Annotated in this window: 15 protein-coding genes and 1 riboswitch; of the genes, 6 read left to right on the top strand and 9 right to left on the bottom strand. The window is 73.6% G+C overall.

What is annotated here, in order from left to right; translation table 11 throughout:
• Positions 1–133 precede the first annotated feature (133 nt).
• A riboswitch (cyclic di-AMP (ydaO/yuaA leader) is annotated at positions 134–306 on the top strand.
• A gap of 14 nt (positions 307–320) precedes the next feature.
• Both PIR53_02315 and PIR53_02320 read left to right on the top strand, forming a co-directional pair.
• Positions 321–1,331, top strand: coding sequence for an NlpC/P60 family protein (locus PIR53_02315; GenBank protein WZH52839.1), 1,011 nt, complete (start codon positions 321–323; stop codon positions 1,329–1,331).
• Positions 1,332–1,366: 35 nt separating this feature from the next.
• Positions 1,367–2,653: a M48 family metallopeptidase gene (locus tag PIR53_02320; GenBank protein WZH52840.1), complete on the top strand. Its 1,287-nt coding sequence runs from the start codon at positions 1,367–1,369 to the stop codon at positions 2,651–2,653.
• Positions 2,654–2,733: 80 nt separating this feature from the next.
• On the opposite strand, the gene PIR53_02325 is transcribed toward PIR53_02320, so the two are convergent.
• The 9 genes from PIR53_02325 to PIR53_02365 all read right to left on the bottom strand — a co-directional run bounded on the left by PIR53_02325 (position 2,734) and on the right by PIR53_02365 (position 13,947).
• Positions 2,734–2,943, bottom strand: coding sequence for a Flp family type IVb pilin (locus PIR53_02325; GenBank protein ID WZH52841.1), 210 nt, complete (start codon positions 2,941–2,943; stop codon positions 2,734–2,736).
• Between the two features lie 210 nt (positions 2,944–3,153).
• Complete coding sequence (locus PIR53_02330; GenBank protein WZH52842.1) at positions 3,154–3,807, bottom strand: response regulator transcription factor; 654 nt, start codon at positions 3,805–3,807, stop codon at positions 3,154–3,156.
• Positions 3,804–5,384, bottom strand: a complete 1,581-nt coding sequence (locus PIR53_02335; GenBank protein ID WZH52843.1) for a sensor histidine kinase — start codon at positions 5,382–5,384, stop codon at positions 3,804–3,806. The genes PIR53_02330 and PIR53_02335 overlap by 4 nt, the downstream gene beginning before the upstream one ends.
• A gap of 16 nt (positions 5,385–5,400) precedes the next feature.
• Complete coding sequence (locus PIR53_02340; protein ID WZH52844.1) at positions 5,401–6,330, bottom strand: type II secretion system F family protein; 930 nt, start codon at positions 6,328–6,330, stop codon at positions 5,401–5,403.
• A gap of 4 nt (positions 6,331–6,334) precedes the next feature.
• A complete protein-coding gene (locus PIR53_02345; protein WZH52845.1) occupies positions 6,335–8,275 on the bottom strand; it encodes a type II secretion system F family protein in 1,941 nt (646 codons plus the stop codon).
• Positions 8,275–9,927: a CpaF family protein gene (locus tag PIR53_02350; protein ID WZH52846.1), complete on the bottom strand. Its 1,653-nt coding sequence runs from the start codon at positions 9,925–9,927 to the stop codon at positions 8,275–8,277. Before PIR53_02350 ends, PIR53_02345 begins: the two co-directional genes overlap by 1 nt.
• A gap of 5 nt (positions 9,928–9,932) precedes the next feature.
• The gene (locus tag PIR53_02355) at positions 9,933–11,126 is read right to left on the bottom strand and encodes an AAA family ATPase (protein WZH52847.1); all 1,194 of its coding nucleotides are present in this window, start codon (positions 11,124–11,126) and stop codon (positions 9,933–9,935) included.
• A gap of 39 nt (positions 11,127–11,165) precedes the next feature.
• Positions 11,166–11,900, bottom strand: a complete 735-nt coding sequence (locus PIR53_02360; protein ID WZH52848.1) for an RcpC/CpaB family pilus assembly protein — start codon at positions 11,898–11,900, stop codon at positions 11,166–11,168.
• Between the two features lie 256 nt (positions 11,901–12,156).
• The gene (locus PIR53_02365) at positions 12,157–13,947 is read right to left on the bottom strand and encodes an AMP-dependent synthetase/ligase (GenBank protein ID WZH52849.1); all 1,791 of its coding nucleotides are present in this window, start codon (positions 13,945–13,947) and stop codon (positions 12,157–12,159) included.
• A gap of 114 nt (positions 13,948–14,061) precedes the next feature.
• Between PIR53_02365 and PIR53_02370 the strand changes: the two genes are divergently transcribed.
• Genes PIR53_02370 through PIR53_02385 form a run of 4 tightly spaced genes read left to right on the top strand, consistent with a single transcriptional unit; the run spans position 14,062 to position 17,129 of the window.
• Positions 14,062–14,505: an SRPBCC family protein gene (locus tag PIR53_02370; GenBank protein WZH52850.1), complete on the top strand. Its 444-nt coding sequence runs from the start codon at positions 14,062–14,064 to the stop codon at positions 14,503–14,505.
• Positions 14,498–15,712 carry an ArsA family ATPase gene (locus tag PIR53_02375; GenBank protein ID WZH52851.1) on the top strand — a complete coding sequence of 405 codons (1,215 nt, stop codon included), beginning with the start codon at positions 14,498–14,500 and terminating at the stop codon, positions 15,710–15,712. Before PIR53_02370 ends, PIR53_02375 begins: the two co-directional genes overlap by 8 nt.
• Positions 15,709–16,191, top strand: a complete 483-nt coding sequence (locus tag PIR53_02380; protein ID WZH52852.1) for a hypothetical protein — start codon at positions 15,709–15,711, stop codon at positions 16,189–16,191. Before PIR53_02375 ends, PIR53_02380 begins: the two co-directional genes overlap by 4 nt.
• Positions 16,188–17,129, top strand: coding sequence for an ROK family glucokinase (locus PIR53_02385; protein WZH52853.1), 942 nt, complete (start codon positions 16,188–16,190; stop codon positions 17,127–17,129). The genes PIR53_02380 and PIR53_02385 overlap by 4 nt, the downstream gene beginning before the upstream one ends.

The raw sequence follows: 17,129 nt of genomic DNA on the forward strand, positions 1-17,129 counted from the left end.
GCTGCGCGGGCGTGGCGACGGTCTCGCTCCGACACCCGGACCGGAGGTTTGCCGCCGTGGTGCCGCGCGACTACCCTCGGGCGAGGCCTCCGTGGAAGTGGACCGACCGGTTCGCGCGGAGGTCGCGCCGAGTTCGGAGAGCGCGCCGTCGCAGCAGCGGTGGCGGGTGGTCCGGAGCCGGGGAACCAATCCCCCTGGGGTGAATCGCGCGCGAGGCGTGGACCGATCGGTCCGCGAGGAGCGTGTGTAGGGCAATGTCGTGCCCGAACCCGTCAGCTCACCCGGTAGGCGTACGACACGTGTGAGGAGATCGCCGGCTCGTGCTGGACGGACGTAAGCGGATCGGTGCTGGACTGGCCGCGGCCGCAGTGATCGGTGTGTCCCTGCTCCCGAGCGCCCCCGCGGCGGCGGAGCCGGACATCGAGGACGTGAAGGCTCAGATCGAGCAGCTCTACCACGAGTCGGAGCAGGCGGCCGAGCGTCGCAACGACGCCGAGCTCGAGCTGGAGCGCCTGCAGTCGGAGCTGGAGCTCCTGCAGCAGGACGAGGCCGCGCAGAGCGACGGCTTCGACTCCGTGCGCTCCCAGGTGGCGGACTCCGTCGTGGCCCAGTCGCAGGGCAGCAGCATCTCGCCCGTCGCCGAGGCCGCGCTCTCCGAGGACACGGGCGCCTTCCTCGCCCAGCTCTCGACGGCGTCGACCTACAGCGACATCCAGGGACGCCTCGTCGACACCTACTCGACCGAGCTGCAGGCCCTCGAGGTCCGCCGGTCGGCCACCGAGGAGCGGGTCGCCCAGATCGCCGCGGTGGAGGAGCAGGCCGCCGAGGAGAGCGCCACCATCGACCAGAAGGTCGACGAGGCCGAGGCGCTGCTCGCCGAGCTCGAGGCGGAGGCGGCCGAGGAGGCCGCGACGCTCTTCGCCGAGGAGGGCACCGCCGACACCGCGCAGGCCGCCGAGATCGCTTCCGACGTCCCCGTCTCCGGTCGCGCGGGCGCGGCGGTGCAGTACGCGCTGGCCCAGGTGGGCGACAGCTACGTCTACGGCGCCTCCGGCCCCGACGCGTTCGACTGCTCCGGCCTGACCTCGATGGCGTGGGCCCAGGCCGGCGTCTCGCTGCCGCACTCGTCGAAGGCGCAGTTCAGCTCGGGCCGCCAGGTGTCGCGCAGCGAGCTGCAGCCGGGCGACCTGGTGTTCTACTACAGCCCCATCAGCCACGTCGGCATCTACATCGGCAACGGCCAGATCGTGCACGCGGCGAACCCCCGGTCGGGTGTCGCTATCGCCTCGGTCGGCTCGATGCCCTACTCGGGCGCCGTCCGCCCGGGCTGAGGCTCCTCTCAGCCGCGACCGCTACCGTGCCGGTCGTGCCGCACGACTCGCAGGACCCCGAGACCCCCGCTCCGCACCCGGAGCGGGGGTCTCGCCGCGTCGGGCTGCTGGTCGCCGCCGGCGGGGCGGTGGTGTTCGCGGTGCTCGCGGCCGTGCTCGTGCCGTGGCACCCCGTGCCGGGTGGCGTGCCCGATCCCGCACCGGCGTCGTCGGTGCTGACCACGCAGGAGATCGCCCGGGGCGAGGCCTTCGGCGCCTACGCGCGCTGGGTCAGCTGGAGCTCGTTGGCGGTCTCGCTGGCGGTGGCGCTCTGGCTGGGTCTCGGCGCGCGGGGCGCTGCCCTCGTACGCCGCGTGCCCGGCCCGTGGTGGGTGCAGGTGCCGCTCGGGACGCTCGCGGTGCTCGCGATCGGCCGGTTCGCCACGCTGCCGTTCGCCCTCGCCCTGTGGCGGCGCCGGGTGAGCGAGGGCCTCTCGACCCAGGGCTGGGGCGCCTGGTTCGCCGACCTGCTGCTCGACCTCGTCGTCGGCGCCGTCGGGACGTCGATCGCGCTGCTCGTGGTGATCGGGTGCGCCCGCCGGTGGCGCACGTGGTGGCCGGCGATCGCGGGCGGGATCGCAGCCGCCCTCGTCGTGCTCGGCTCCTTCGTCTACCCGGTCGTCGTCGAGCCGCTCTTCAACGACTTCACCTCCCTGCCCGACGGACAGCTGCGCACGGAGGTCCTCGCCGTCGCCGACGCGGAGGGCGTGCCCGTCGACGACGTGCTCGTCGCCGACGCCTCGCGGCGCACCACCACGCTGAACGCCTACGTCTCGGGCTTCGGGAGCACACATCGGGTGGTGCTCTACGACACGGCGGTCGACGGCCTCGACCAGGACGAGCTGCTCTCGGTGGTGGCGCACGAGCTGGGTCACGCGAAGAACCACGACGTCGCGGTCGGCACCGCCCTCGGCGCGGCCGGCGCCCTGGTCGGGGTCGGGCTGCTCGCCGTGCTCGTCGGCGCGGGGCCGCTGCGCAGGCGTTCGGGCGTCGGAGGGCTCGCCGACCCGGCCGTCGTGCCGCTCGTGCTGGCGCTGTTCGCGGTGGGCTCGTTCCTGGCGTCGCCCGTCGAGAACGGGATCAGCCGGCAGATCGAGCGCCGCGCCGACGTCGTCGCGCTGCGGACGACCGACGACCCCGACGCGTTCATCGGGCTGCAGCGGCAGCTCGCCGTGCGGTCGGTGGCGGACCCCACGCCCAACGCGTGGGGGCAGCTGTGGTTCGGCAGCCACCCCACGATGCTCGAGCGCGTCGCCACCGCGCGGCAGGTGGCGGGGGAGTAGGGCTGCGGAAAATGCAGATCGGCCCCGCTCCTGAGGGAGCGGGGCCGACCGTCAGCGCTGGGTCAGCGCAGGTCCAGAGATCACGTGGCGGCCGGCGCCGGGGGGCCGTCCTGGAGGTCCTCGCTGGCGCCGCCGAAGATCTCGGACAGCTGGCCGTAGAACGCCCACACGGCGACGATGATGATGGCCGCGAGCGCCGCGACGAGCAGGCCGTACTCCACGGCGGAGGCGCCGCGCTGGTCGGCCTTGGCCTTCTGAGCGCCGAGCAGGATGGCGAGGAACTGGATCATGATGGACACCTTTCGGGGGTTGAACGAGTCGCCGTTCGGGTTTCTCGGGGAGGTCGGTCCGGGTTCCCCCGGGCGATGACCTGATCCTCCGCCAGGCGGACCCCCGCGCACATCGTGTGATCGTCCGCACTCGTGTAGTCCTTTGGGACTAGGACGCTCGGCGGGCCCGGGACCTGAAGTCCCACACCCGTTCGGGTCGTGGGCAGGCGCTCAGTCCGCGCGGCGCTGCACGCTGGAGAGCAGGCCCACCCGCATGGCGGTGACGACGGCCTGCGCCCGGTTGGTGGCGCCCAGCTTCTGGTAGATCCGCGCGATGTGGGACTTCGTCGTCGACTCGCTGATGTGCAGCCGCTGGGAGATCTGCTGGGTGCCGAGACCGTCGGCGAGGTGGAGGAGGATCTCGTGCTCGCGCTCCGAGAGCCGGGTCGACTCACCCGACATGCGCCGCACCATGGCCTGGGCCAGGCCCGCGCAGATGAAGGTGCGGGGTGACCGCGCGGCGTGGGCCGCCGTGCGCAGGACCTCCGCGGCCGGGGCGTCCTTGCCGACGAAGCCGGAGGCCCCGGCCTCCATCGCGGCGAAGATCTGGTCGTCGCCGGAGTGCATGGTGAGGACGACGAGCCCGACGGTCTCGGACCGGGCCCGCAACCGCCGCACGATGTCGAGCCCGGTGCCGTCCGGGAGGTGCAGGTCGGTCACCACCACGTCGGGCTGCAGGTCGTCGTACGCCGCGGACGCGCCCGCGACGTCCTCGGCCTGCGCGACGACACGCATGCCGGGGTCGCGGGTGAAGGCAGCGGCGAGACCGGCGCGGATCAGCTCGTGGTCGTCGACCAGGAGGACCGTGGTGGGGTCGTCGGTCACGGTCGTCCTCCGTCGGGTCGGGGTCGGGTCCCTGGGCGCCGGGCGCCCAGGGCGACGTATACCACGGTGCCCAGGGCCGAGCTGTCCACCGAGAGCGACGCGCCGACGAGGTGCGCGCGTTCCCGCATGATGGTCATCCCGTGGGAGTCCTCGCGGGCCGGCCCCAGCCCGGTGCCGTTGTCGCGCACGACGATCCGGGCGCGGGGGGCGTCGACCAGGCACTCGACGTCGATCTCGCTGGCGCCCGCGTGCTTGACCGCGTTGGTCATCGCCTCCTGGGCGATGCGGAGCAGCTCGGCCTCGACGTCGGGTCGCAGGCGGGTCGCGCGCTCGTCCACGGTGCAGCGGATGGAGAGGCCCGAGGAGTCGCTGAGCCGGCGCGCGAGACCGGAGATGGCCTCGCCGAGGCTCTGGTTGGCGTCGACGTCCATGCGCAGGGCGGTGACCGAGGCCCGCACCTCCCCGACCACCCGCGAGATGGTGCCCCGCAGCAGCTCGACCTGGGGACGCAGGTCGTCGGGCAGCGGACCGTCCGCCATCGCGTCGACGAGGTAGCCCATCGACGCGATGTCCTGGGCGACGCCGTCGTGCATCTCCCGGGCGAGGCGGTGGCGCTCGTTGCGGGTGGCGGCCGCGTTCACCTCGGCGAAGACGAGCGCGGTGTCGAGCTGGGTCGTCAGGCCGACCAGGCGACCGCTCGCCGCCTCGAGGCGCTGGACGAGGCTCCGCCGACCCACGGCGAGGGACGGGGACAGCTCGCCCTCGACGAGGAGGGAGCGTCCGCCGATCGAGGCGAGCGGCACGGCGAAGGCACCGCCGCGGAGCACGGGCCTCCCCTCGTCGAGCGCCGCGAGCAGGACCTCCGGGGGGTCGGTGTCACCCTGCGCACCGTGGGGGGCGCTCTCGAGCAGGGACCCGGTCGGCACCGGCGTCAGGCCGCGCTCGTCCCGCAACCACAGCGAGGCACGGATGGCGGGGATGTCGTCCTGGAGCGAGCTGAGCAGCCGCGCGCCGATCGACTGGGGATCGAGACCGGCGTCGAGCACGTCGGTCAGCGCCAGCAGCTGCTGCAGCAGGTCGATCGCGTCGCGGTAGGGCGTCAGCTCCGCCTGGCGGCCCTGGCTGAGCCGGACGTAGGCACCGATCAGGCCCACGCCGAGGCCGACGACCATGCTCGCGACGAGCTGTCCGGCCACGTCCGCCGCCGGTCGCGCCTCGAGCTGGAGGAGGACGAGCGCGAGCACGGCGACCTCGACGAGGATGAGCCCGGTCGCGCCGCGGATGCCGCGGGCGAGACCGCCGAGGAACGGGGGGATCGCCAGCGCCAGCACGGGCACCGCGTCGGCCTGGACCACCGCGAAGCCGCAGATCGCCGCCGACGCGACGGCCTCGGCGACCAGGAGGGCGCGGGGCGGCACCCACCGGAGCGCCGACAACGAGGTCGCCACCAACCAGACGATGGCGAAGAGCAGCACGATCACCAGGCTGGTCGAGTCGCGCAGCCACAGCGCCGGGCCGGCGACCGCACACAGCCCCAGGATCCGGGCGACTGCCCCGATCTCGACGGGTCGGACCACCTGGAGCCTCAGGGCGTCAACCTCCGAAGCCGGAGTCCAGGATGCCGATGACCGCCGGCCCCATCACGGCGATGAAGAGGCACGGGAGGATGAGCAGGATCAGGGGGACCGTGATCTTGACCGGCACCTGCTGGGCGCGCTTCTCGGCGTGCTGCCGACGCTTGATGCGCATCTCCTTCGACTGGGTGCGCAGCACCTGGCCGATGGGCACGCCGAAGGAGTCCGCCTGCACCAGCGCCCCGACGAACGACTGGAGGTCGTCCACCTTGCTGCGGTTGGCCATGCCGCGCAGCGCCTCGGCACGGCTGAAGCCGAGCTGCATCTCGCGGAGCACCCGGGAGAACTCCTCGGCGACCGGCCCGGTCGTGTTGCGCGCCACCTGCTGCACGGCCGCGTCGAACCCGAGGCCCGACTCGACGCTGATGGTGAGCAGGTCGATGGCGTCCGCCAGCTCCCGTCGGGTCGTCTCGGCGCGGTCGTAGGCGCGTTGGTAGAGCCACATGTTGGGGGCCGTGAAGCCGCCGGCGGTCAGGCCGCCGAGCAGGAGCACCAGGACCGGCAGCCCCGGCCTCACCAGGAGCACGAGGAGGAGGGCGACGACGAAGCCCGCAATGCCGCCCACCACCTTCGCGGAGGCGACGCGGTCGACCGTCCAGCCGGCCGGGCTCCCGGCCTGCTCCAGCTTGCGCTGCCAGCGCTGCGCCGAGTCCCCGCCGATGAGGCGGCGGCCGAGCCGCGAGAACCGGTTGAGCAGCGGGGTGACGACGCGTTCCTCGAAGGACCGGTCGGCGTCCTGGCGGAGCTCCTCGGGCGCGTTGCCCAGCGCCTCGAGGTAGGCCAGCGACCGGTTGAGGCCTCCCGTGGCCTCGGTGCGGCTCAGCGCCATCCAGGCGATGACGAACGCGCCGACGAGCAGCAGCGCTCCGAACACGGCGATCACGACCACGTCGTCACACCTCCACCTTGACGAGCCGGCTCATCCAGAAGACGCCGGTACCCAGCAGCACGCCGGCGAGTCCGAGCATCACCCACCCCCGGGGGTCCGTGAACATGGGCATGACGTAGTCCCGCTGGACGAGCACGAGGTAGAGCAGGAACGCCGGAGGCAGCCCGCCGATGATCCACGCCGAGAGCTTGCCCTCGGCGGCGAGCGAGTCGACCTGGCGCCGGAGGTACTCCCGCTCCCGCATCGTCGCCGCGACCGTGTCGAGCAGCTCGGCCAGGTTGCCGCCGACCTCGCGCTGGATGCGGATGGCCATGACCACCCAGCGGAAGTCCTTGCTGTCGTAGCGCTCGGCCACGTCGGCGAGGGCCACGTCGAGGTCGACCCCCAGCCGCGTCTCGACGAGCACGCGCTTGAACTCGCCCGCCACGGGGTCGCGGCCCTCGCGGGAGACGGTGTCGCAGCCCTGCGCGAGGGACAGCCCGGCGGCCAGCGAGCTCGACAGCAGCTGCAGCGTGTCCGGCAGCGCGGCGTTGAACGCCTTGCGCCGCCTCGTGCGCCGCATCCCCAGGTAGACCCACGGCGCCACCGCGCCGATCACGAGGAACAGCAGGCCGACCACGATGTTGCCGCCGCCGAGCAGGAGGCCCAGCAGCCCCACCACGAAGAAGACGCCGAGGTGCACGAGCAGCCACTCGGCGGGCTTGAGCGCACTGCCGGCACCCTCCAGGCGCTCCGCGATGCGGGCCTCGAGGCCCTGGTTGCGCTGGAGGACGTTGGTCGCGGCCGCCTTGGTCGTGGCGAAGGGGTCCTCGGCGCCCTTCGTCGGCGCGGGGGCCGACGGACGCGTGGCGGACACCGTCTCGGCGTACGTCGTGACCCGCTCCGCGGGGGACAGCGCGGCGGGCCGGCGGGGCACCGCCAGCACGAGCACGGCGACCAGGCCGAGGGCGCACACGGCGAGGCCGACGTAGAGGCCCCACGCAGGTATCGCGAAGGAGTCCGAGGCCGGCGCGGCCGCGAGCGGTGCGGCGTCCGCGGTCGCCGCGCTGGCCAGCTCGCCCAGCGGCGCCTCGGCGGAGGCCGTGAGGGGACCGGCAGCGGATCCCACCGTGACCGCGAGGGCGGCCGTGGCGCCGTCGACGCCGGCGGGCACCTCGACGTCGAGCACGAGCTGGGCCGCGATCGCCTGGGCCTGCTCGGAGAACACCGCGGTGAGGCTGTTGGGGTCGGCGGCGACCACCTCGCCGCCGCCCGCGGCCGCGAGCTGGCCCAGCGCGGTGGCGGGGGAGTCCTCGTCGAGAGCGACGGCGTCGAGCCGCACCCCCGCGTCCTGCAACGTCTGGACGGTGGCGGCCAGGTCGCCGCCCACGCTGTCCTCGCCGTCGGAGAGCAGCAGCACCTGCCGCGCTCCCTCGCTGCCGGTGAGCGTCACCGCGGCCTGGACCCCGCCGTACAGCGCCGTGTCGGCGTTCATCTGCAGGTCGCTGACGGCGGCCTCCGCGGCGGCGCGGTCCTGGGTCGGCTCGAGCACGGTCTGGGGTTCGTCGTCGAACGTCACGACGCCGACGAACACGTCGTCCGGGACCGTCGCGAGGAACGCGAGCGCGGCGGTCTCCGCCGCGCCGATGCGGTCGTCCTCCTGCATCGACAGGCTGGTGTCGATGGCGAGGACGGCGGTACGGCGCACCTGGTCCCCGGCGACCGACGCCGTCGTCGGCGCGTCCTGGCCGTCGAGGGTGACGGCCACGTCGTTGAGGTCGGCCTGCACCCCGTCCGGGAGGGACACCAGGACGCGCAGGGACGACTCGCCCGGCTCCATGAGGTCGATCGACACCTCGCCCGGCTCGGCCGCGAGGGCCGGGGCCGCGGCGTACCCAGTGAGGAGGAGCCCGCCGAGCAGCGCGCCCGCCCGCGCCCTCCGCGGGACCGTGGTGCGGCCGCGCATCAGTGCCGGTCCAGCGCGAACACCATCGGGTCGACGGTGACGTTGTGGTAGGCCATCTTCTCGAGGAACTTCGGCCGCAGGCCCGTCGAGCGCAGCCGGCCCAGCGACCGTCCCGCCGCGTCGAAGCCCGCGCCGTGGTCGTAGACGAACACGTCCTGCAGCGTCACGACCTCGCCCTCCATCCGCTCCACCTCGGTGATGTGGGTGATGTGGCGGGAGCCGTCCTTGAAGCGCGTCTGGTGCACGATCAGGTCGATCGCCGACGCCATCTGCTCGCGGATGGCGCGGATCGGCAGGTCCATGCCCGCCATGAGCACCATCGTCTCGATGCGCGACAGCGTGTCGCGGGGGCCGTTGGAGTGCGCCGTGGCGATCGAGCCGTCGTGGCCCGTGCTCATCGCCTGCAGCATGTCGAGCGCCGAGGCGTCGCGCACCTCGCCGACGATGATGCGGTCGGGCCGCATGCGGAGGCTGTTCTTGACGAGGTCGCGGATCTGCACCTCGCCCTTGCCCTCGATGTTGGGCGGCCGGGACTCGAGCCGCACGACGTGGTCCTGCTTGAGCTGAAGCTCGGCGGCGTCCTCGATCGTCACGATCCGCTCGTCGGCGGGGATGAACGACGAGAGCACGTTGAGCGTCGTCGTCTTTCCCGCGCCCGTGGAGCCCGAGACGATGATGTTGAGCCGACCGCGCACGCAGGCCTCGAGGAAGTCCGCCGTGCGGGGCGTCAGCGAGCCGAACGAGATGAGGTCGTCGACGGTGAACGGGTCCGCGGCGAACTTCCGGATCGTCAGGGCCGAGCCGTCGATCGCCAGCGGCGGCACGACCGCGTTGACGCGGCTGCCGTCGGGCAGGCGCGCGTCGACCATGGGGCTCGACTCGTCGACCCGGCGGCCGATGCGGGACACGATCTTGTCGATGATGCGGCGCAGGTGGGCCTCGTCGGTGAACACGGTGTCGACCGACTCCAGCCGGCCGTTCCGCTCGACCCAGACCTGGTGGGGGCCGTTGACCATGACCTCGGAGACCTCGGGGTCGCGCAGGTAGGCCTCGATGGGGCCGTAGCCCAGGATCTCGTCGCTGATCTCCTGCGTCACCCGCACGCGGTCGGCGCTGCTCAGTGGGCGCTCCTGCGCGGACAGGACCTCCTGGAGCACCACCTTGACGCGACCCTCGAGGTCGGCCTGGTCCATCTTCGCGTCGTAGAGCTGCGGGCCGAGCTGCTGCAGGAGCTGCCCGTGCACGCTGGCCTTGATCTCCTCGATGCGGTCGGCCTGCTGGGCGGCCAGCACCTTGCGCGGGCCCGAGGACGACGGGACCTCCGACTTCGGCGGCAGCGGGCGGTGGCGTCCGACGCCCTCGCCGGCGCGCCCCGCGGAGGGGACGGGCTTCGCGGTCGACGGGGCCGACGGCTCGGGCGTCGTGCCCAGCGTGCCGACCGAGCGGGCGATCGTGGCGTCGAGGAGGTCCTCGGCCGCCGGGGGTGCGGCCGCGGCCGGTGCGGGCGGCGGTGCGGCCGCGGGCTCCGGGGCGGGCGTGGGCTCCGGCTCGGGCGTGGGCTCCGGCGACGGCGGGGGCTCCGGTGCGGCCGTCGCCTCCTCCGCCTGGCGGCGGGCGGCGGCAGCGGCGAGTCGTTCGGCGAGCGTGCTCATCTAGGTCACCTCCGGCGACGGAAGAAGCCCCCACGCTCCTCGCGCGGGTTCTGCGGGGTCGTTGCTTTCATCGTCGACGCCGGGGTGGGCGCCGCCGGGGTCCCGGACAACCGGGAGGCGAGCTGCTGGAACTCCGTGCTCGAGGCGTGGTCGGGCTTCGCCGCGACGATCGGGCGGCCGGCGTTGGTCGCCGCGGCGATCTCCACCGACGTGGCCACCTGCGCGGCGATCCGCAGGCCGAGGATCGCCTCGACCTTCTCCGCGCCGATCCCGACCTCGTCGTCCGCGCGGTTGAGGAGCAGGTGACGGTGGCCCTGGGCGATCCCGAGCGCGTCCATCGTCTCGAGGGCGACCTTGACGTTCTTCAGGGTCGGTACGTCGAGGGTCGCGACCATCACGCACTCGTCGACCTCGTCGAGCGCCGTCAGGGTCAGCTCGTCGAAGGCCGGCGCCGTGTCGATGACGACGAAGTCGAAGTTCTCGGCCAGCACGCGGAGCGTCCGCGCCACGAGCGTGGGCGTGATCCGGTCCCGCGCGTCGGGCGTGCTCGGCGCGGCCAGCACCATGAGCGAGTCCTCGTGGCGCGTGAGGATCGGCTCGAGCAGGTGGAAGTCGAGCACGTCCTCGCTGCCGATCGCGTGCTCGATGGAGTGCGACGGGAAGAGCTGCAGCGTGATGGCGACGTCCCCGAACGCGAGGTCGAGGTCGACCAGGCAGACCTGGCGCGCCCCCCGGTCGGCGAGCGCGAGCGCGAGGTTGACGGCCGCGGTCGTCTTGCCGACCCCGCCCTTGGGGGAGAAGCAGGCGACGATGCGGCCCTGGCGGGCGGCGCCGCCGGGTCCGCGCAGCGCGATCCAGAGCTGGTAGGCACGCTCGACGGCGCCGCTGACCGCCGCGAGGTCACGGGTCGGCACCACGTCGCGGACGCCGGCGTGCATCGCCTTCGTCAGCACGTCGGTGTCGACATGGTCGCGCACGACGACGACGCTCACCGTGGGACGGGTGAAGCGGAGGGTCTCGCACACCTCGAGCGCGACGGCGAAGTCGACGCCGGGGCCGATGACCGCGACGTACTCGTCGGGGCGGTTGTCGAGCCAGGCGGCGAGCTTCTCGGTGGTGTCCATCCCGTGGCCGCCCGGGGGCAGCGCGGTCAGCAGGTCACCGAGGACCGAGCTGTCGGGGTCGACGACGACGGGCATGGTCTCCTCGCTGGGGTCGGTCGGATGGGGGCGTGGTGCTCAGGGGGCGGTGATGTTGCCGAGCGAGACGGTCTGACCGCGCACGAGCTCGACACCGTCACCGCGCAGCACCAGGGACATCACGGCGTCCTGACCGATGGCGCTGGTGAGGTCCAGCGCCTCGTCGGGCGTGAGGGCGAGCGTGACGATCGTGTTCTCGACCGGGTCGGCGGAGCCATCGGTGGTGCCGTCCTGGGGGTCGGTCTCGTCGAGGCCGCCGGAGCTGCCCACGCCGAGCACCTGGGTGTCGGGGATGAGCACGATGCCCTCCCCGGTCTCGAGCACCGCGAGCAGTGCCACGTCGTCGCCCGGGTTCGCGAAGCCGGCCACGCGGCCGGCGTCGTCGAGCTCCACGGCCTGGGCGACGCGGCCCTCCGGCACCGGCAGCACCACGCCGGTGCGCACCTCCTCGGCGAACTTCGCCGTGGTGATCTGCTCGCCGGGTGCGATGTCCATGGCCGCGAGCTGGCCGTCGAGCTGGCCGGCCGTCTCCACGGTCACGTAGCCCTCGAGCAGCTGCCCCTCGGGCACCTTCGCCCGGACGATCTTGCCGGTGTTGAGCGCGTCGTCGAAGGCCTCGCCGAGCTGGATCGGCTCGGCGGCCTTGTAGACCTCCACCGTGTCGTAGCGGGCGTCGGCGCGGGCGTCCGCGCCGCGGGCCCACAGGAAGACCAGCACGAGGCCGAGCGCGGCGACCACGGCCGCGACGATGAGGAGGACCCTGCGTCGATCCATCGCTGCTGCACCTTTCAGGCGTGACGTCCATCGGGGAACGACGAGCCTCCGGTGCCCAGCGCAACCAGCACGCCGTCGACCGTCCCTCCCGATGCAGCACCCTGCACGATCGGCGGACCAGGAGCGGCGCAATCCGGACGGATTCGCCCTAAGTGCACCTACTGGTCTAGACCAGTCCGCTGACCTGGGACGATCCTGAGCCCTTTGCGGGAGCCTCTGGCCGATCTTGCAGTGGCCTTGAGGTCGGCCGGCCCGGTCAGGCGCCGTACAGGGCGTCGACCTCCGCGCGGAACTCGCGCATCACCACGTTCCGCTTGAGCTTGAGGCTGGGGGTCAGCTGTCCCGCCTCCTCGGTCCAGTCGACGGGCAGGATCGTGAACTTGCGGATCGCCTCGGCCTTGGACACCGCCTGGTTGGCGTCGTCGACGGCGGACTCGATGGCGGCGACGAGGTCGGGGTCGTCGACGAGGTCGGCGATCGTCCCGGTCTTGCCGTGGGCGGCGGCCCAGGCCGGGAAGGACTCGGGGTCGATGGTGACGAGGGCGCCGATGAACGGCTGGCCGTCGCCGACGACCATGCACTGCGACACGAGGTGGTGGGCGCGCAGGCGGTCCTCGAGCACGGCCGGGGCGACGTTCTTGCCGCCGGCCGTCACGATGATCTCCTTCTTGCGGCCCGTGATGCGCACGAACCCCTCGTCGTCGACCTCGCCGACGTCGCCCGTGCGGAACCAGCCGTCGGTGTCGAGCGCCTCCGCGGTGGCGTCGGGGTTGCCCCAATAGCCGCGGAACACCTGGCCGCCGCGGAAGTGCAGCTCGCCGTCGTCGGCGACGCGCACGCCCGTGCCCGGCAGGGGCCGCCCGACGGTGCCGATCTTGACCGCGTCGGACAGGTTCACGGTGACGGCGCCCGTCGTCTCGGTGAGGCCGTAGCCCTCGAGCACGACGAGCCCGATCCCGCGGTAGAAGTGCCCGAGGCGGTCGCCGAGCGGTGCGCCGCCCGACACGGCGTACCCGCAGCGGCCGCCGAGGGCGGTGCGGAGCTTCGCGTAGACCAGCTTGTCGAAGACGGCGTGCTGCAGGCGCACCGCGAGCGAGGGGCGGCCGTGGTCGAGGCCCCGCGAGTACGCGATCGCGACGTCCGCGGCGCGGTCGAAGATCTTCCCCTTGCCGTCGGCGGCCGCGTTCTGGGACGCCGTGTTGTAGACCTTCTCGAACACCCGCGGCACCGCGAGGATGAAGGTCGGCTTGAAGACGCCGAAGTCCCGCACGAGGTTCTTGATGTCGGCCGAGTGGCCCATCCGCGCCCGCGCCTTGACGGCGCCGACCTGGATGATCCGGGCGAACACGTGGGCCAGGGGGAGGAAGAGCAGGGTTGACGCCCCCTCCGCGAACAGCTCGTCGAGCTCGTCGACCGCCACGCCCAGCTCGAACATGAAGTTGCCGTGCGTGAGCTCGCAGCCCTTGGGGCGTCCGGTCGTGCCGGACGTGTAGATCAGCGTGGCCAGGTCGGCGGGCGTCGCCGCCGTGCGGCGCGCCTCCAGGTCGGCGTCGGAGACCTCGGCCCCCAGCGCCCCGAGCGTCGCGACGGCGCCGTCGTCGATGCCCCAGACGTGCTGCAGCGCGGGCGCCTCCGCGCGGGCGGCGGCCACGCGCTCGAGGTGCTCCGCGGTCTCGGCGAGCACCGCGACGGCGCCGGAGTCCGCGAGGATCCAGGAGATCTGCTCGGCCGAGGACGTCTCGTAGACGGGGACGCCGACCGCCCCCGCGAACCAGATCGCGTAGTCGAGCAGGGTCCACTCGTAGCGCGTCTTCGACAGCAGGGCGACCCGGTCGCCGGGAGCCACGCCGGCCGCGACGAGGCCCTTCGCGGCCGCGCGCACCTCCGCGAGGAACTCGCTCGCAGTGGTGTCGACCCAGCCGCCGCGCCCGTCGGGGCGGCTCAGCACGGGCGTGTCCGGAGCCTCGGCGGCGTTGCGGACGACGTCGTCCGTCAGGTTGCCCGTGGTCGGGATCTCGATGGTCAACGGGGTGGAGTACTCGCGCACGAGCCGCACGTTACCGGCCCGCGGGCGGGCGGAGGTCGATCCGGTACGCTCGCCGGGCGTCGGCCGGCCCGGTCGAGACACCCAGGGGCAGTCCCCGAGCGCGCGGAGGTCGCAGTGGCAGAGCAGACGTCGTCCACGATCGTGATCGACGCCCCTCCCGCCGAGGTCATGGCCGTCATCGCCGATTTCCCGGCCTACCCGCAGTGGGCCACGGGCATGAAGAGCGTCGAGGTCGTCGAGCCCGGTGCCGCGGGGGAGCGGCCCCGCAAGGTGCGGTTCGTGCTCGACGTGGCGCCCATCAAGGACGAGTACACGCTGGCCTACACGTGGCACGGCGACACCGAGGTCACGTGGGTGCTGGACCAGGGCGGGATCCTGCGCGCGCTCGACGGGGCCTACACGCTCCGCGACCTGGGCACCGGCTCCACCGAGGTCACCTACCGCCTCGCGCTCGAGGTCACCATCCCGCTCATCGGGATGCTGCGCCGGCGCGGCGAGAAGATCCTCATCGACACGGCCCTCAAGGGCCTCAAGAAGCGCGTCGAGGGTCTTGCCTGATCCACGCGTCCTCCTCCTCACGGGGAAGGGGGGCGTGGGCAAGTCGACCCTCGCGGCAGGAACGGCCGCCCTGGCCGCGCAACGGGGCCTGCGCACCCTCGTGCTGTCCACCGACGCGGCCCACTCCCTGGCGGACGCCTACGGCGTGCCGGTGGCCGCGGAGCCCACGGCGGTGGCCGACGGGCTGTGGGTGCAGCAGGTCGACGCCCAGCTGCGCTTCGAGCAGTCGTGGGCCGAGGTCCAGCGCTACCTGCTCTCCGTGCTCGACGTGGTCGGCGTCGACCGCGTCGCCGCCGAGGAGCTCACCGTCCTGCCCGGCGCCGAGGAGGTGCTCGCCCTCCTCGAGCTCCACCACCAGGCGCGCTCGGGCCGGTGGGACCTGCTCGTCGTCGACTGCGCCCCCACGGCCGAGACCCTGCGCCTGCTCGCGCTGCCGGAGGCGCTCGGGTGGTACATGCAGCGCATCTTCCCGGCGCAGCGCACGCTCCTGCGGGCGTTCAAGCCCGTGCTGGGCCGCGCCGCCGGCGTACCGATGCCGGGGGACTCCGTGCTCGACGCGGTCGAGCGGCTGCACGCGGACCTGCGGGACGTGCGGGACCTGCTGACCGGCCCGACCGCCTCGGTGCGGGTGGTGCTCACGCCCGAGCGGGTGGTGCTCGCGGAGGCCCGGCGGGCCTACACGAACCTCTCGCTCTTCGGCTACCGCGTCGACGGTGTCGTGGCCAACCGCGTCTTCCCCGCCGACGGCGCCGACCCCTGGCGCGCCGGGTGGGTGACGGCCCAGGCCGAGGTGCTCGCCGAGACGGCCGCCTCGTTCGAGGGGCTGCCGCTGTGGCGCTCGGAGTACCGCACCGCCGAGCCCGTCGGGCCCGGTGAGCTGGCCGCCCTCGCGGCGGAGGTGTACGGCGCGGACGACCCCGTCGCGCCGCCGAGCGGCTCGGGGCCCTACACGGTCGAGCTCGCGGAGGGCCGCGGGGAGATCGGCCTCGCGCTGCCGCTGGTGGCCCGCAGGGACGTCGCCCTCGCCCGCAACGGCGACGAGCTGGTCGTGACGGTCGGGTCGTATCGTCGGCTCCTGACGCTGCCTGCGGGCCTGGCCCGCATGCGGATCGCGGGCGCCCGGGTGGAGGACGGCCGGTTGCGCGTCCGCTTCGAGGAGCGGCCGGTGGAGCGATCGGGAGAGCGGTCGGGAGAGAAGGTCACGTGAGCGCGGCGGACGGCAGGGGCGAGCAGGAGCAGGTCGGCTCGGTGGGCGAGGAGGCCGCCAAGCTGATCGGCGCGCTCGCGGACTGGGCGAGGGAGCACGGCGGCGACCTCGGGCACGGTGTCGCCGACGCGGCCTCCGGTGCGACGTCGGCCGCCGCCGCGGGGGCTGCCGGTGCGGCGTCGGCGGTGGACGAGCACCTCGCGACCGGTGCCCCGGAGTGCACCTACTGCCCGTTCTGCCGCGGCGTCCACCTGCTCCGCGAGTGCGCCCCCGAGGTGCGCGACCACCTCGCGTCGGCGGCTGCCTCGCTGATGCAGGCCGCTGCCGGGCTGCTCGCTGCGGCCAGCGCCCCGCCCCGCACGGACCGGCCGACCGGCCCGCAGCGCGCGGACGGCGTGGAACGGATCGACCTCGACCTCGACCCCGACGACTCCGACGACGAGGAGCCCTTCGGGTTCCGGCAGGGGAGCCCCTCATGAGCCTGGCCTGCGGCATCGACATCGGCGGCACGAAGATCGCGGGCGGCGTCGTCGACGACGACGGCACCATCCTCGCGCGGCTCCGCGCGGAGTCGCCGGCGACGAGCAGCGCCGCCATCGCCGACACGGTGGTGGGCCTCGTGCGCGAGCTGTCGCGCGAGCACCCCGTCGACCGGGTCGGGGTGGGTGCGGCCGGCTTCATCGACGCCGCGCGCTCGACGGTGCTGTTCGCGCCCAACCTGGCGTGGCGCGACGAGCCCCTCGGTGCAGAGCTGGCGACGCGGCTGGGGTTGCCCGTCGTCATCGAGAACGACGCCAACGCCGCTGCGTGGGGCGAGTTCGCCTTCGGCGCCGGACGCCACCACGCCTCCGACCTCCTGCTCGTCACGGTCGGCACGGGCGTGGGCGGCGGGATCGTCGCCGACGGGGCGCTGCGCCGCGGGGCGTTCGGCATCGCGGCCGAGATCGGCCACCTCCGCGTCGTGCACGGCGGACGGCTCTGCGGGTGCGGCAACCACGGGTGCTGGGAGCAGTACGCGAGCGGGTCCGCCCTCGTCCGCTGTGCCCGCGAGGAGGCCCGCGGCTCGCTCCTCGCGCGGGCGCTCGTCGACCGCGCCGGTGGCGACGTCGACGCGATCACGGGCCCGATGATCACCGAGCTGGCCGCGGCGGGCGACCCGTTCTGCGTCGAGCAGCTCGCCGACCTCGGCCGCTGGTTGGGGGAGGGCATCTCCTCCCTCGTCGCCGTGCTCGACCCGGGCGTCGTGGTGGTCGGCGGCGGCGTCTCCGCCGCCGGCGACCTCCTCATGGACAGCCTGCGCGAGACCTTCCTCCGCACCCTCAGTGGTCGCGGTCACCGCCCGGCGCCGGAGATCCGGCTCGCCGAGCTGGGCAACGACGCCGGGATGATCGGCGCCGCCGACCTGGCGCGGCGGTGA

It is taken from the genome of Nocardioides alkalitolerans (assembly GCA_038184435.1).
GTDB classification, from domain to species: Bacteria; Actinomycetota; Actinomycetes; order Propionibacteriales; family Nocardioidaceae; genus Nocardioides; species Nocardioides alkalitolerans_A.